Source organism: Niveibacterium sp. COAC-50, assembly GCF_013184235.1.
Taxonomy (GTDB): domain Bacteria; phylum Pseudomonadota; class Gammaproteobacteria; order Burkholderiales; family Rhodocyclaceae; genus Niveibacterium; species Niveibacterium microcysteis.
Genome location: NZ_JABCJM010000009.1, coordinates 1 through 15,515, shown reverse-complemented (window position 1 = coordinate 15,515; position 15,515 = coordinate 1). Strand labels below are relative to the sequence as shown.

Here is a 15,515-nt window from a genome sequence, read left to right as displayed (position 1 = left end):
CCGCCGCCGGAATAATCCGGGCCATGCGAGAGATCCTGATCGTCAAAACCTCCTCGATGGGGGACGTCATCCAGTACCTGCCGGCGGTGACCGACATGCACGCACGGGTGCCGGACCTGGCGATCGACTGGGTGGTCGAGGCGCCGTTCGCGCCGCTGGTACGTTTGCACCCGGGCGTGCGGCGCGTGATCCCGGTCGCCCTGCGTAGCTGGCGCAAGCGCTTGCTGGCGCCCGCGACCTGGTCGGCATTCGGCGAGTTCCGCCGCTCGCTGCGCGAAGTGCGTTACGAGCGTGTGATTGATGCGCAGGGCTTGCTCAAGAGTGCAGTACTCGCTCGCATGAGCGGCGCACCGGTGGCGGGCTACATGCCTGACAGCGCGCGCGAGCCGATTGCTACCCGGCTGTATGCCGAGAAGTATCGCGTGTCGTGGCAAATGCATGCGGTGGAACGCAATCGACGCCTCACCGCCGCGATCTTCGACTACCGCCTCGACCTGCCCTTGGACTATGGCATCGCGGCGCCTGCGCCGCGCGACGATGCGTGGCGGCCCGCAGAACCCTACGTGGTGCTGCTGACCGCGACCAGCCGCGACGAGAAGCTGTGGCCGGAGCCGAACTGGATCGAACTCGGGCGCGCGCTGGGGCGACGCGGTCTGAGCTGTGTGCTGCCCGCCGGTAGCGATGTCGAGCGTGCCCGCGCACAGCGCATCGCCGCCGAACTGCCGCACGCCTTGGTGGCACCGCCGATGCCGCTCGATGCGCTGGCAACGCTCATCGAGCGCGCGCAATGCGTGGTTGGGGTGGATACCGGCCTGTCGCACCTTGCTGCGGCACTCAAAGTGCCGGTCGTGGCGCTGTATCTGGCGACGGAGCCGGGCGCCAACGGCGTCGCCGGTGGGCGCAACGCGGTGAACCTTGGCGGCAAGGGGCAGAAGCCTTCCGTGGCACAGGTGCTGCAAACCCTCGCACCGTGGGTCGCATGATCGGCCGCCTGCTGTACTCAACGGCGTGGTACATCGCCGCGCCGCTGATCTTCCTGCGCCTCGTCTGGCGTGCGCGCCGTCAGCCGGAATACCTGCACAACCTGGGCGAACGCCTCGGCTTTCATCGGCAACCCGCCGCAGCGCCCCTTATGTGGGTGCATGCGGTGTCGGTCGGCGAAACGCGTGCCGCGCAGCCGCTGGTGCGTGGCCTGCTCGCGAAATACCCGCAGCACACGCTGCTGCTGACACAGATGACGCCGACCGGGCGCGCCACGGCGCTGGAGCTCTTCGGCGCGGATCCGCGCGTCAGGGTGGCCTATCTGCCCTACGACACCCCGGGGTGCGTCAGGCGTTTCATGCGGCACTTCCGGCCGGCATTCGGGGTCGTGATGGAGACTGAGGTGTGGCCGAACCTGTTGCGTGGTGCGAGGCGTGCTGGCGTACCGGTGCTGTTGGCGAACGCGCGACTCTCCGAGCGCTCGGCGCGCGGCTATGCGCGGCTCGGCGGTTTCGCGCGCAGCGTGTTTGCCGACCTTGCAGCCTGTGGCGCGCAGACGGAAGCGGACGCCGCGCGTCTACGCGCGATGGGCGCCGATCCAGTCCAGGTTACCGGCAATCTGAAGTTCGAGATTGCCGCGCCAGCCGAGCAGCTTGCGCTCGGGGCTGTGTTCCGGCTGCGCTTTGGGGGGCGACCGGTGCTGGTGGCCAGCAACACGCGGCAGGGTGAAGAGGGGCCGCTGCTCGATGCGTTCTTGCGCCGTGCGCCGGCAAATCTGCTTTTGGTAATGGTGCCGCGACACCCGCAGCGATTCGACGAGGTGGCCCGCCTGATCGCACAACGCGGCCTGACCTATGAGCGCCGCAGCGCTGCGGATGCGCCGATCGCGGCTTCAACGCGGGTGTGGTTGGGCGACAGCATGGGCGAAATGTTCGCTTACTACGCCTGTGCGGATGTCGCGATCGTGGGAGGCAGCTGGGCGCCGCTGGGCGGTCACAACCTGATCGAGGCCTGTGCGGTGGGTGTGCCCGCAATCGTGGGGCCACACACCTTCAACTTTGCTCAAGCGACGGCGGACGCGATCGCGGCCGGTGCGGCGTTGCGTTGCGCCGACGCGGATGAAGCAGTTCGCGCTGCGCTGGCGCTGCTGGCCGATGCTGCGCGACGTAACGCGATTGGCGCAGCTGGGCGTGCCTTCAGTGCGCATCATCGTGGGGCGCTCGCGGCGACGCTGGCGCTCGTCGACACGCTCGCGCCGAAATGAAACAGGCCCCTCACGAGGGGCCTGTTGGCGTGCAGCGATTGGCGTTTACTTCTTCTTGGCGGGCTTCGCCGGCGCCTCGGTTTTCTTCGCGGCGGGAGCGGGCTCGGCCTTCTTCGGCTCGGCCTTGGCCGGTTCAACCAGCGGTTGCGGGTTGGTCGCCGGCACCACGATCGGACGGCCCGCGGCCGCCGGGTCGAGCAGGGCGTTGATGGTCTTGAGATCGTCCTCACTCAGTGTGCCGGCCGCGCTCTTCAGTCGCAGTTGCGCGATCGCGGTGTCGTAGCGGGCGCGTGCGAGCTGCCGGAAGGTGTCGTAATACTGGGTTTCGGCGTTCAGCACGTCGATGTTGATACGCACGCCCACCTGATAACCCAGCTTGTTCGACTCGACCGCGCTCTTCGACGAGATCAGCGCGGCTTCGTAGCCAGCCACCTGCGCGATGCCACTGCTGACACCCAGGAAAGCCTGCTGCGCACCCAGTGTTGCGGAGCGACGTGCGTACTCGAGATCCGAGCGGGCCTTCTCACGCAGCGCAACCGCCTCACGCACCTTCGACTGCGTGTAACCGCCAGCGAAGATCGGAACGTTGATTTGCACACCGATCGAGCCCGAGGTGGTTTTCGCTTCGGTGGCGAGGATGTCGCCCAGCGAACCGCTGTGGTTGTAGCCGTACTTGGCGACAACGTCAGCGGTCGGCAGGTGGCCCGAACGTGCGCTCGAGACTTCGCGGTCGGCGATCTCGGCGGCCAGCTGCGCTTGCTGGGCAGAGAGGTTGCCTTCGGCCGCCGTCGTTGCCCATTGCGACATGTCGTTCGGCTGCGGCTGTTCGAAGCGCACGCCTTCGCGCAAGGGGGCGAGGGCGCCCTGATCCTTGCCGGTGACCTGCTGCAGGGCCTGCCGCTTGACGATCAGGTCGGCCTGCGCTGCCGCTTCACGGGCGACCGTGAGGTCGTAACGCGATTGCGCTTCATGCACGTCGGTCACGGTCGTGGTGCCCACCTCAAAGCTCTTCTTCGCGAGTTCGAGCTGCTGCAGGTTGGCGGACTTCTGCGCCTGAATGCTGGCAAGCGTTTCGGCCGCGTTCAGTTGGTCGAAGTACGCGGTTGCAACGCGCAGGATCAGGTCTTGGCGTGCGCTCTGCGCCTGCAACTCGGCCACCGTCGCGGCGAGTTCGCCTTCGCGGTACTGGTACCAGTTCTGCAGACGGAAGATGGGTTGCGTGAGCTGGACGCCCCAGTTGTTGCTGTTATAACGCCCGGAGATCTCAGGCAGCGGCAGATCACGTGAGGTGTCGTTGTATTGCGTGCCGGCCGAGGCCCCGATCTGCGGCAGCAGCGCGGACAATCCCTGCGCCTTGCGCTCACGGCCAGCCTCCGATGCCGCGCGCGCCGAGGCGAACTGCGCGTCGTTATCCAAGGCATCACGGTAGGCCTGCATCAGGTCTGCCGAGTGGGCGCTGCCTGCGAACAGGCCTGCGATCGCGATGCTGAGCATTCGCTTCATGAATCCATCACTCCGTCAGTATCTCGGCATTGTCGGGTCGACCTGTTCGGCCCAGCCGGCGACCCCGCCGGCCAGGTTAAACACCTGGGTCAAACCGTGCCGTTCAAGAAAATAGGCCACCTGCATGCTGCGGGCGCCGTGATGACAGATCACCACGACGGGCGCATCGGGCTCCAGCTCTTCCGCCCGCATCGGCACGCTGGCCATCGGCATCAGCTGTGCGTCGGCGATATGGCAGATGTCGTACTCCCACGCTTCCCGCACATCGAGCAGATGTGGTTTGGCGCGCGATTCATCGGCCAGCCATTCAGCCAGCGCGCGGGGCGACAGCTGCTGCATCAGAAGTTGAACGCGCTCTTGGCGGGCACGCGCAGCGCCGGCACCAGGGTGTCGAACACGTTCTCGGTGCTGTACTGGCCTTCGCCGGTGCAGGTGATCAGTTGCCCGACCATCACCGGCGCGCTGCCGACGAAGGCGAACAGACGGCCACCGGGCTTGAGCTGTTCAAGCATTGCTTTCGGCACTTCCGTTACGCCTGCGGATACGACGATGACGTCGTAGGGGCCGCGCTCAGGCCAGCCAGCGGCGCCGTCGCCTTCTTCAACGATCACGTTCTCGATGCCCGCCGCGGCGAGGTTTGCTGCGGCAAGGCTGGCGAGTGCCGGGTCGATCTCGATCGAGCGGACCCAGTCGGCGCGCGCAGCGAGCAGTGCGGCCATGTAGCCGGACCCAGCGCCGATTTCCAGCACCTTGTCCGTCTTCTTCGGTGCGACGGCCTGCAGCACCTTGGCTTCAAGCTTGGGTTCGAGCATCGCGGCGCCACCGGGCAGCGGCACGGCGATATCAGCGAAGGCCAGGTTACGAAAGGCTTCGGGGACGAAGCGCTCGCGCTGGACAGTCATCAGGGTGTCGAGCACCTCGGGGTCCAGAACCTCCCATGGCCGGATCTGTTGCTCGACCATGTTGAAGCGCGCTTGTTCGAAATCCATTTCTTGCTCCTCGACAATGCCTTGAAATCAATGCGTTAAGCCAATGCTCTAAGCCTGCAATTCTAGCCCAGGCTGCGGCCCTGAGGCCGCCCTGTGTAACGTTTGGTAGCTGTCGGTGACCTTTGATACACAGCGCCCTTAGCTTTTTGCCGCCGGCGCCGCGATCCGGTACCACGCGGCGTACAGCGCGGGCAGGAAGAGCAGCGTCAGAACGGTTGCCACCGCCAGGCCGCCCATGATCGCCACCGCCATCGGCCCGAAGAAGGCGCTGCGCGTGAGCGGGATCATCGCCAGGATCGCCGCTGCCGCCGTCAGCATGATCGGGCGGAAGCGCCGTACGGTGGATTCGATGATCGCTTCCCACGGCGTGCGACCGGCTTGCAGGTCTTGCCGGATCTGGTCCACAAGGATCACCGAGTTGCGCATGATCATGCCCGACAGGGCAATGGTGCCCAGCATCGCGACGAAGCCGAAAGGCTTGTTGAAGGCGAGCAGGGATACCGTGACCCCGATCATGCCGAGCGGCGCGGTCAGCACCACCATCGCGACGCGCGAGAAGCTCTGCAGCTGGATCATCAGCACCGTCAGCACGACAAGGATGAACAGCGGCATGCCGGCGGCGACCGACTTGCCGCCCTTGGCGCTTTCCTCCACCGAGCCGCCGACGTCGATGTGATAGCCGAGCGGCAGTTTCGCGCGCAGCTTGGCGATCTCGGGTTCGAGCTGGGCAGTCACGGTGGCCGGCTGCACGGTGCCATAAAGGTTTCCGCGCACGGACACGGTCGGTACCCGATCGCGTCGCCACACAATGCCGGGCTCGAAGCTGTATTCCAGCGTGGCCACCTGCGTCAGCGGCACGCCGCGCCCGCTGCCGGTCGGCAGCATCAGTTCCGACAGCAGCGAGAGATGCTCGCGCTCAACCGGTGCGCCGCGCACCGTGATCTGGATTGTCTCGGTGCCTTCGCGCAGCTCGCTGATGTTCTGCCCGTTCACCGAAGTGTTGAGGAAGTTCGCCACGTCCTGCACCGACAACCCGAGCAGCCGCGCCTTCTCGGGGTCGACGTGCACCTTTACGACCTTGGAGGCTTCGTCCCAGTCCTTCTGCACGTTGGCAAGCTGCGGGTTCTTGCGCATCACCTGCGCGACCTCGTCGGCCAGCTTGTGCGCCACGGCGTGGTCCGGCCCGCTCACGCGGAACTGCACCGGAAACCCGACTGGCGGGCCGTTCTCGAGCCGGTTGATCGACGCGCGCAGTTCGCCGTAATCGTGCTCGAACAGCGTAATCATCTTGCTGCGCAGGGCCTCGCGCTCGGCAGCGCCCTTCGTCAGCACGACGAACTGCGCGAAGTTGGCTTGCGGCAGTTGCTGGTCAAGCGGCAGGTAGAAGCGTGGGCTGCCGGTGCCGACGTAGGCAACGTAGTTCTCGATGCCCGGTTCCTTCGCCAGTACTGCTTCGAGCCGCTTCACTGCGTTCTCCGCCGCGTGGTACGAGGCCCCCTGCGCGAGGCGCAGGTCGATCAGCAGTTCGGGTCGCGTTGAATCGGGGAAGAACTGCTGCGGCACGAACTTGAAGCCCCAGATTGCGATCACGAAGGTGCCCAGCGTCGCGCCGATCGTGATCCAGCGGAAGCGCACGCACCATTCCACTGCGCGGCGGAACGTGCGGTAGAAGCCGGAGTGGTAGATCGCGTCTTCGCCGTGGATGCCCTGATGCGCCGCTGCGCGCGCCTGCAAGCGCGCAGCCAGACCCGGCGCATAGCGCGCCAGCCAACGGTTGAAGCGGCTCGGCTTGCCGTTCGCGGCGGCGAAATCGGGCAGCAGGTGGTAGCCGATGTAGGGCACGAACAGCACTGCGGCCACCCACGACACCATCAATGCAATGACGGTGACCTGAAAGATCGAGCGGGTGTATTCACCGGTGCTGGACTGCGCGGTGGCGATCGGCAGGAAGCCCGCTGCGGTGACCAAGGTGCCGGAGAGCATCGGCATCGCGGTGGAGGTGTAGGCGAAGCTCGCCGCCTTGGCGCGGTCCCAGCCTTGTTCCATCTTCGTGGCCATCATCTCGACCGCGATGATCGCGTCGTCGACCAGCAGGCCGAGCGCCAGGATCAGTGCGCCGAGCGAGATCTTGTGCAGGCCGATCTCAAGCTGATGCATGAAGACGAAGGTGATCGCGAGCACGACCGGAATCGAGATCGCGACCACGATGCCGGTGCGCAGGCCAAGCGAGATCAGGCTCACCGCCAACACGATCACGACCGCCTCGGTCAGCGAGCGCACGAACTCCTGCACCCCGTGCTGCACGGCATGCGGCTGGTCCGCCACGCGTTCGAGTCGCACCCCGATCGGTAGCTGGGAGTCGATACGCTTGATCGCCTCGTCGAGGTGATGACCCAGCGCGATGATGTCGCCGCCGCTGCGCATCGCGACACCGATGCCGAAGGCTTCGTGGCCCATGAAGCGCATCTTGTTGCTGGGCGGATCGATGTAGCCGCGTTTGACCTCGGCCACGTCGCCCAGGCGGAAGCTGCGTCCGCCCGCACGTATCGGCAGCTCGCGGATCGTATCGAGGTTCTCGAACTGGCCGGTGGGGCGCAGGAAGATGCGCTCGTCCACCAGTTCGTAATAGCCCGCTGCGGCCTTCGCGTTCTGGCCGACGATGGCGTCGACAACGGTACGAACATCGAGGCCCAGCGTCGCGAGTTTCAGGTTCGAGAACTCGATGTAGACGCGCTGCTCCTGCTCGCCGAAGAACTCGACCTTCGCGACGTCCGGCACCTTGAGCAGTTCGCCGCGGATCGTATCGCCATAGCGCTTCAGGTCGGCGTAGCTCATGCCTTCCCCGACCAGGGCGAAGATGTTGCCGAAGGTGTCGCCGAACTCGTCGTTGAAGTACGGGCCCTGCACGCCAGCGGGCAAGGTGTAGCGGATGTCGCCGACGCGCTTGCGCACCTGGTAGAACATCTCCGACATCTTGGTCGAAGGCATCGAGTCCTTGAAGATCAGGAAGATCAGCGACTCACCCGGCTTGGAGTAGCTGCGGATGAAGTCGGTCGCGCCGAGTTCCTGGATCTTCTTCTCCAGCTTGTCGGTGACCTGCTGCTCGACTTCGGTCGCGCTGGCACCGGGCCAGTTCGTGCGCACCACCATCACCTTGAAGGTGAAGGGCGGGTCTTCCGACTGCCCGAGCTTGGTATAGGCGATCACGCCGACGAGCGTCAGCACCACCATCAGATAGAGCACCAGCGCTTGATGGCGCAGGCCCCAGTCAGAGAGGTTGAAGCGCTTCATCGCTGGCTATCCAGGGCAACGGGCGTGTTGTCGGGCACTGGCTTGACCTTGTCGCCGGCCGCCAGGCGATGGGCGCCGACAACCACGACGCGGTCGCCGTTCGCCAGGCCGCTCTCGATCAGGGCGCCGTCTTCCCGCCAGGCGCCGACCTTCACGCTGCGCGGTTGCAGGGTGCCGTCGGCACTCACCACCCAGACGCTGGGGGCGCCGGACTTCTGGATCAGCGCGCCGTGGGGCAGCACGATGCTCGACTTCTGCTGTGTCGGGAACGCCACCGCGGCGGTGGCGCCAAGCGCGAGCTTGTCGTCCGCACGTGGCACCGAGATGCGAACCGCGTAGGTTCGGGTTGTCGTGTCGGCGGCGGCGGCCACTTCCCGCACGGCGCCCTCGAACACCTGATCCTGGGCCGCCCAGGGCCGCACGCCAACCGGCGTGCCGGTCTTGATGCCGGCGATGCGCTGTTCCGGTACGTAGATCAACACTTCACGCTCGTTCGATGCGGCGATGCGCAGCACGGTTTGCCCGGCGGCGACGACCTGGCCGGCTTCGACCGGCGTTGCCGTGATCGCACCGTCACGATCTGCCACGAGGCGCGAATAGCCCGATTGGTTGCTGGCCACGTCCGCTTGGGCGCGGGCCTGTTGCAGGCGCGCTTGCGCTGCGAGCAGGGCGGCGCGCTTCTGGTCGAGCACCGAGCCACTGATGAAGTGCTGATCGCTGAGTGCCTTGCTGCGATCGAACTCCGCCTTCGCCAGCGCCAGGTCTGCGGAGGCGGCGACGACCTGCGCCTTGGCGGCCTCGGCGTTCAATTCCACATCCTGCGGGTCGATGCGGGCGAGCAAGTCGCCCTTCTTCACGCGGCTACCGAGGGTGACATTGCGTTCGAGCACCTTGCCGCCAACGCGGAATGCGAGGTCGATCTCATGGCGTGCGCGCACTTCGCCGGCATAGACGGCCAGCTGCGCCGTATCACCGAGGCCCACCGTGCGCACAACCGCGGCGCGCGGGGCCGGCTGCGGAGGCGCTTCGTGGGAGCAGGCGGCCAGCGTCAGTCCGAGGACGCCCGTGAGCGCCCCAACAAAACTCTCTCTCATTCGGGGGTTCCTTTCTCGGTGGCGCGAAGGCCGCGCAAGAAGATCTGCAGGAAGTTTTCTAGGAATTCTCGCGGGTCCTGCTGGCAAGCCTCGCAGAACGCAAGTGAATGTCGCCAAACTGCGATGTGCATGGCCGGCACAAAAAACAGGGATACCGTCTGCTCCAGATTGACCGGGCGGAAGAGGCCGCGTTCGATGCCGCGGGTGATCGCTGCCTCCACCATCCGCCGGCCGCGCTCGATCACGTTCTGGTGGTAAAAGCGCGCGACATCGGGGAAGTTCATCGCCTCGGCGATCATCAGTTTCGGGATACCGCCGAGCGGTGTGGCGCCGACGTTGTCCCACCACGCAAACAGGATCGCGCGCAGCATGCCTTCCGGATCGTCCAGCATGCCGGAGAGCTGCGCCTCGGCCGATTCGATCAAGGGCAGGATGCCGTCGCGGATGACGGCGGTGAACAGCGCCTCCTTGCTGTCGAAGTAGAGGTACAGCGTGCCCTTGGATACGCCCGCGCGCGCTGCGATCTCATCCAGACGCGTGGCGGCGAAGCCCTTTTCAACAAAGAGCTCCAGCGCCGCAGCGGATAGCTCGCTCGGCCGGGCTTGCTTGCGCCGCTGTCGCAGCGGCTCGGATGGCTTGGGAACAGCGCTCATGGACTCGGACAAGGGCCGCGCTTCATGCGCGGCGAAAATGACTAACCAGTCAGTAATTAAGCATGCCTCGCAGGAAGAGTCAAACCCAATCTGCGTGGTACGTCCTATTAAAGGTGCAAACGCGCCAATAAAGGTGCAAACGGCGGAAGCCATGCGGGCAAAATAGTTGCAAACAGCGCCTCAGTACCGGTGCGGCTCCCAGCGATTCTTGGGGCTCCGACGACCATGACAAATACAACGATGCAAACGAGTAGCGTTACCGATCACCAGCGGAATTAAAGGTGCAAACGAGTCTGTCGGCGTCTGGCGCGTCGAGCAAGCGATGAGACCTGCGGAGTTGATGCTCCCGGCGAACCACACTGGGCGCAATTTGCGTGGAGGCGAATGCGGCTAGAGGCTGTAAGCGGTCAGCCGAAGATCGCGGGTAAAGGGCAGGGCTCGACCCAAAGCCGTCTTAGATTGCCGTGTGGGATGTGATGCACCAATCTCGTAGACGCGGACATCCGAACGTCTGGTGTCGCGGGAGACGTCCGTCGTCAGGGAGATTGAAGGGCGTCCGCGAACGACGAGCACCGCGGACACCGAGATCTTACAGCAGATCAAACGGACTCTTGACCGTACGCACTGCGGCCTCGACGTGGGTGTAGATCATCGTCGTCTGCAGATTGCGGTGACCGAGCAGCAACTGGATGGTCCGAATGTCCGTGCCTGCCGCGAGCAGGTGGGTTGCAAAGGAGTGACGCAGCGTGTGAACGCTCACGTGCTTGTTGACCTGTGCTTTCCTCACAGCGACCTTGAACGCGCGCTGGATCGTCGACGTCGACGCGTGCCAGCGCACCAGGCGACCGCTGTCCCCCCACGGACGCGCAGTTGCTGACGGAAATGCGAACTGCCACGCAAAGGAGCCGGCCGCCGTAGGGTACTTGCGGTACAAGGCATCCGGCATCGGCGCCAATCCGCCGCCGCGAGAACGATCCTCTGCATGCAGCTGCAGAACACGCGTCAGGTGCTGTTCGAGTGGCGCACACAGTTGCGTTGGCAGGACGGTCGTTCGATCCTTGCTGCCTTTGGTGTTGCGGACCGAAATGATCTTGGTCTTCAGATCGATGTCCTTTACCCGCAAGGTCACGCATTCATTGACGCGAAGACCCGATCCGTACATCAGGTTCGCCATCAGCTGGGTCGTGCCCGTCATCATCGCCAGCACCAGGCGCGTCTCGGCCTGGGTGAGCACGACAGGCAAGCGATCGCGATGTTGCACGCGCTTGATGTCATTCAATTCCCCCAGCGGCTGGCCCAACACATCGCGGTAGAGAAACACCAACGCATTCAGTGCCTGGGTTTGCGTGGAGGCGGATACCGTCCGTGCGACCGCCAGATGATTGAGAAAGGCTTCCACCTCTCGGGCGCCGATCGTGGCGGGGTGGACCTTGCCGTGGAACAGCACGAAGCGCTTTGTCCAGTGACGGTAGGCCTCTTCGGTGCGCGGACTGTAGTGCCGGCGGCGACAAACGATCGAGATCTGATCCAGCAGCCGGGGTGCTCGGGGGCTGTTACCCCATAACGTTACTCCCTCAGTGAGTGAAAATTCTCACTGTATGCGGAGCGGATCAAAACGGGGGCGTTGCGTGACAGTAGTATATAAGGGTTAGGTTGACAGGCCGCCCAAGAACTCTATGCAAATCAGCGTGTTACAGAGCAAGAACGGTGACTCCGTATTGGAAGTAGGTGGACCTTTCTGTCGTTTGAATAACTGTTAGAACTTCGATATATGACCGCAAACGTCTATTCGCCGCCGCAATCTCCCCTCTCAGATCCAGTCGATGAAAAAGAGACTGAAGCCCACGACGACATTTCCTTAGCGGAACTAACGGCTTTCACGGGAAAGAGTGGGTATCCCGAACAACTCCTGCCATTTCATCGAAAAGCTAGGAAGAACGCCGGCTTCAATTTCTGGGCTGCGTTGTTCGGCGTTCAGTGGTTTGTGTTCCGCAAGCTATACATTTACGCACTTATCGCTTTTGGACTAGAAGCGGGAATTCCATTAATACTGGGCTTGATAGCATTTTCCATATCTGCCACATCTGATCGTACGACAATCGCGATCATTGTAATTGCGGGCATCGTTGCGGCACGCTTTGCTATCGGCTACTTCGCCAACATGGCTTTGTGCTGGAAGGCGGTGAAGTCCATTCGCGCGGTTGATGCGTTGAACCTGGACAATGAGATGCACCTTCGTCTCATTTCACAAGCCGGAGGCGTCAGCGTTCCTTCTCTGGTGCTTGTGTATGTTGCGGCGGGTGTATTCCGGATCGTGATTGAAAGCATGTCGTGAGTAGCCGTTCTAACCAGTCCGTCAACGGGACGCCAAACTGCTGCGCAGTTTGGTTCCCTGCGCTGCGCTCCGGCGCCCGTTACGTCCAACGTTAGGCATCCGAAATTGAAGCTAGTCTCCAAAGGATCGTTCGATCGCCTTCAACAAGCCCTTGCCAAAGAGTTCATTCGAGTAGTGAAGCGAGAACTCGAAAGCGTAGAAGCTCCACCAGAGGTGGTCGAACAGCTTGCTGGGTCCATTGCATTCTCGGTTGCATCACTACTCGATGGAGTGACCTTTCTTGAGCATGATGGTGAACCCATAAGTCCTATGCTTACATTTCAAGTTGGCGAGGAAGAGCTCGAGTTCGCCGGTGGCAACAGTTGGATTCATGAATATATCTATCGCCTACTGCCAAGTGTCTTCGCAAAAGGTCCTGAGCAAGCGCAACAAGCCGGTCGCGGCGAGGCCGATGCCTAACCCCTCCGTCAACGGGACGCCAAAATGCTGCGCATTTTGGTTCCCTGCGCTGCGCTCCGGCGCCCGTTACGTCGAACGTTAGGCCTTATGTGAGTACGCCCGCCCACATTTCCGGCGCATCGCGCGTCATTGCCGAGTTCGGGTTATGGCCTTCGTTCCACGACGCCGAAGTCATTTCTTTTGCGCTCGAACGCGCCTTGCCGGTTCAAGCGGGTTCATGTATCGCGCGCATGGCGGTACACGTCCGAACGTATGAAACACTTGGCGACGGAACCGCGGATTACCGGCAATCGTTACTGAAGAGCGCAGTCATCACATTCGCCTTCCACGCACCAGCGGCGCTGGACCTTAATCTCTCCGAGTTCAATAATCAGAACGTTATCGACTCCATTCGGGTTTCGAGCGCTCAAGCTGGCGCGCCAGCCGAACTAAAGGTTGTTATTGAGCCAATTTGGGGGGTTGGTGGCGGCTTCTATTGCGCGGCCGTTGAGGTCGAGTCCATCAAGGTGCTACCGAATGCGCCGGCCTAACCAGTCCGTCAACGGGACGCCAAAATGCTGCGCATTTTGGTTCCCTCCGCTGCGCTCCGGCGCCCGTTACGTCCAACGTTAGGCGCACAAGGTTCACACGGCGCACTCAATAAAGAACAGAGAATTTGATGGCTGCGGACCTTAAGGAAGACCCGACGTTCTACGATCGCGCCGATAGCCATATTCACCTGGCGAATGAGCATTGCGCGAACATTGGTCGCGGCAAAGTGAGTGCTTCAATGATGTACGGCTGCGCGCGCTTCCAAGCTTGGAACGCCGCCTGCTGGGCCGAGAGCGTGGAAGAAATGAAGGCCAAGCGCGAAGAAACGATCAACTATTTTGTCGATCAATATCGGGCCATGCTCGAAGACAACGTAGATGACTACATCAACAACTTCGAGAATTATGTCGGCGGCGCCTAACAAGTCCGTCAACGGGACACCCAAATGCTACGCATTTGGGTTCCCTCGGCTGCGCCTCGGCGCCCGTTACGTCCAACGTTAGGTGTCTATGCCGTCGGCGCCAAACCGCAGGCCAAAGATTGGTGACGTGATCGAAGTCTCAACGCCAAACGGCTTGGCTTACGCTCACTTCACTCACAAGCATCCTAAGTACGGAGCGCTTCTGCGCGTATTGCCGGGTGTTCATGGGTCCAGGCCGTCTCGCTTTTCAAGCTTGGTGGCACAGCATCCGCAATTCACTGCGTTTTTTCCTCTCGGGGCTGCGTGTAGCCGAGGCATAGTCTGCGTTGTGGGTCACGAACCTCTGCCATCCCATACGCGTGAGTTCCCCATTTTTCGTAGCCGTGTCAAAACCCCGTCGGGTCGTGGCCCATGGTGGCTGTGGGACGGAAACGAGGAATGGAAGGTGGGTGAGCTAGCGCCCGGCATGGAGCAGCTTCCACTTCGAGGTATCTGGAACGACACGCTACTTATCGAACGAATCGTCGCAGGGTGGCGCCATGAACACGACACCTAACCAGTCCATCAACCGGACGCGCAAAAGCTGCGCTTTTGGGTTCCCTCCGCTGCGCTCCGGCGCCGGTTATGTCCAACGTTAGGTGCTATGACTCAACACACCCAGGCGTGTAAATCCTGCAATTCGCAAGTCTCTGGCGAGCTATATCACCTTGGGTTCAGTGACATGGAAGCAATCTACTGTGAGCGGTGCCCGAACGTACTCCTCATCAAAGATCGCGATTTCTATGAAAAGAACGGTATTAAAGTCCCGCATCTCGCGGCAGGCGACAAGGGTTGGCTTGAGTACAACAGGCATTTGCTCCCGTTCTTCACGAAAGCCGAAGAACATTTTCCCCTGTGCTCCTGTGGCGCGCACTTCCGCTACATGGCCGCAGCTCGCTGTCCCAAGTGCAACGGTTACCTCTTTGGCACGGGCTACCAAGACAAGCCTGTACTGAGAAATACTTTGTATGTGTTCGTCACAAACGAGGCCAAGTATCTTTGAATGCCGCACCTAACAGTGCAGTCAACCGGACACCAAACTGCTGCGCAGTTTGGTTCCCTCCGCTGCGCTCCGGTGCCGGTTACTTTCAACGTTAGGTGCTATGACTCAACACACCCAGGCGTGTAAATCCTGCAATTCGCAAGTCTCTGGCGAGCTATATCACCTTGGGTTCAGTGACATGGAAGCAATCTACTGTGAGCGGTGCCCGAACGTACTCCTCATCAAAGATCGCGATTTCTATGAAAAGAACGGTATTAAAGTCCCGCATCTCGCGGCAGGCGACAAGGGTTGGCTTGAGTACAACAGGCATTTGCTCCCGTTCTTCACGAAAGCCGAAGAACATTTTCCCCTGTGCTCCTGTGGCGCGCACTTCCGCTACATGGCCGCAGCTCGCTGTCCCAAGTGCAACGGTTACCTCTTTGGCACGGGCTACCAAGACAAGCCTGTACTGAGAAATACTTTGTATGTGTTCGTCACAAACGAGGCCAAGTATCTTTGAATGCCGCACCTAACAGTGCAGTCAACCGGACACCAAACTGCTGCGCAGTTTGGTTCCCTCCGCTGCGCTCCGGTGCCGGTTACTTTCAACTACAAGGGCTTCCCCAGTAGTCAAGGCGAACTGATCCAACGGCCACGCAACACGTGGCCGTTTTGCTTCCTGCCAAACCGCTTTGTTCTTCCGGTCGTTGGGCTGCGTAGCTCGATTGAGTGAGGGGTACGGACTGCGACACTACAAACGGTCATCGATGCAGCGCTGGTGGCTGCGGACCCTGATGAAAGACGCGCGCGGGGGCCTCATTCGTTAGTCGCGGAAAGCGCTTGCTTCCGCCACGAGTTAAACAGGACATGCCTCGCGCGGGTCCAACCCTGGCTCATCAACGCGTGCCGTCTCGATCGGCGGGAAACGGGTTACTCGGACTTGAGTTCAAACGCGTCGCCGCGTGCAAGGCAG

Annotated in this window: 15 protein-coding genes; 8 read left to right on the top strand and 7 right to left on the bottom strand. The window is 62.3% G+C overall.

What is annotated here, in order from left to right; all coding sequences use genetic code 11:
- Nucleotides 1-23: 23 nt before the first annotated feature.
- Both waaC and waaA read left to right on the top strand, forming a co-directional pair.
- The gene (gene waaC / locus HH302_RS20950; protein WP_172204776.1) at nucleotides 24-983 is read left to right on the top strand and encodes a lipopolysaccharide heptosyltransferase I; all 960 of its coding nucleotides are present in this window, start codon (nucleotides 24-26) and stop codon (nucleotides 981-983) included.
- On the top strand, nucleotides 980-2,245 hold the full coding sequence (gene waaA, locus HH302_RS20945; RefSeq protein WP_172204774.1) for a lipid IV(A) 3-deoxy-D-manno-octulosonic acid transferase: 1,266 nt from the start codon (nucleotides 980-982) through the stop codon (nucleotides 2,243-2,245). Before waaC ends, waaA begins: the two co-directional genes overlap by 4 nt.
- Nucleotides 2,246-2,290: 45 nt before the next feature.
- On the opposite strand, the gene HH302_RS20940 is transcribed toward waaA, so the two are convergent.
- The 7 genes from HH302_RS20940 to HH302_RS20910 form a co-directional block, all read right to left on the bottom strand.
- Complete coding sequence (locus HH302_RS20940; RefSeq protein ID WP_172204772.1) at nucleotides 2,291-3,748, bottom strand: TolC family outer membrane protein; 1,458 nt, start codon at nucleotides 3,746-3,748, stop codon at nucleotides 2,291-2,293.
- Between the two features lie 15 nt (nucleotides 3,749-3,763).
- Entirely contained in the window at nucleotides 3,764-4,087 is a 324-nt protein-coding gene (locus tag HH302_RS20935; RefSeq protein WP_172204770.1) for a rhodanese-like domain-containing protein, read from the bottom strand.
- A complete protein-coding gene (locus HH302_RS20930) occupies nucleotides 4,087-4,737 on the bottom strand; it encodes a protein-L-isoaspartate O-methyltransferase (RefSeq protein ID WP_172204768.1) in 651 nt (216 codons plus the stop codon). The genes HH302_RS20935 and HH302_RS20930 overlap by 1 nt, the downstream gene beginning before the upstream one ends.
- 138 nt (nucleotides 4,738-4,875) lie before the next feature.
- On the bottom strand, nucleotides 4,876-8,028 hold the full coding sequence (locus HH302_RS20925) for an efflux RND transporter permease subunit (protein WP_172204766.1): 3,153 nt from the start codon (nucleotides 8,026-8,028) through the stop codon (nucleotides 4,876-4,878).
- A complete protein-coding gene (locus tag HH302_RS20920) occupies nucleotides 8,025-9,122 on the bottom strand; it encodes an efflux RND transporter periplasmic adaptor subunit (RefSeq protein WP_172204764.1) in 1,098 nt (365 codons plus the stop codon). The genes HH302_RS20925 and HH302_RS20920 overlap by 4 nt, the downstream gene beginning before the upstream one ends.
- The gene (locus HH302_RS20915) at nucleotides 9,119-9,928 is read right to left on the bottom strand and encodes a TetR/AcrR family transcriptional regulator (RefSeq protein WP_253946264.1); all 810 of its coding nucleotides are present in this window, start codon (nucleotides 9,926-9,928) and stop codon (nucleotides 9,119-9,121) included. Before HH302_RS20915 ends, HH302_RS20920 begins: the two co-directional genes overlap by 4 nt.
- A 436-nt stretch (nucleotides 9,929-10,364) precedes the next feature.
- Complete coding sequence (locus tag HH302_RS20910; protein WP_371814750.1) at nucleotides 10,365-11,297, bottom strand: integron integrase; 933 nt, start codon at nucleotides 11,295-11,297, stop codon at nucleotides 10,365-10,367.
- Between the two features lie 249 nt (nucleotides 11,298-11,546).
- Here HH302_RS20910 and HH302_RS20905 point away from each other — a divergent pair, with 249 nt between their 5' ends.
- The 6 genes from HH302_RS20905 (at nucleotide 11,547) to HH302_RS20880 (ending at nucleotide 15,062) form a co-directional block, all read left to right on the top strand.
- Entirely contained in the window at nucleotides 11,547-12,110 is a 564-nt protein-coding gene (locus tag HH302_RS20905; RefSeq protein WP_172204762.1) for a DUF2628 domain-containing protein, read from the top strand.
- 105 nt (nucleotides 12,111-12,215) lie between these two features.
- On the top strand, nucleotides 12,216-12,569 hold the full coding sequence (locus HH302_RS20900; protein WP_172204760.1) for a hypothetical protein: 354 nt from the start codon (nucleotides 12,216-12,218) through the stop codon (nucleotides 12,567-12,569).
- Between the two features lie 89 nt (nucleotides 12,570-12,658).
- Entirely contained in the window at nucleotides 12,659-13,099 is a 441-nt protein-coding gene (locus HH302_RS20895) for an Imm50 family immunity protein (protein ID WP_172204758.1), read from the top strand.
- Between the two features lie 128 nt (nucleotides 13,100-13,227).
- Nucleotides 13,228-13,521 carry a DUF3144 domain-containing protein gene (locus tag HH302_RS20890; protein ID WP_172204756.1) on the top strand — a complete coding sequence of 98 codons (294 nt, stop codon included), beginning with the start codon at nucleotides 13,228-13,230 and terminating at the stop codon, nucleotides 13,519-13,521.
- Nucleotides 13,522-14,242: 721 nt separating this feature from the next.
- Nucleotides 14,243-14,563: a hypothetical protein gene (locus HH302_RS20885; RefSeq protein ID WP_172204754.1), complete on the top strand. Its 321-nt coding sequence runs from the start codon at nucleotides 14,243-14,245 to the stop codon at nucleotides 14,561-14,563.
- A 178-nt stretch (nucleotides 14,564-14,741) separates the two neighbouring features.
- A complete protein-coding gene (locus HH302_RS20880) occupies nucleotides 14,742-15,062 on the top strand; it encodes a hypothetical protein (RefSeq protein ID WP_172204754.1) in 321 nt (106 codons plus the stop codon).
- Nucleotides 15,063-15,515: the final 453 nt, after the last annotated feature.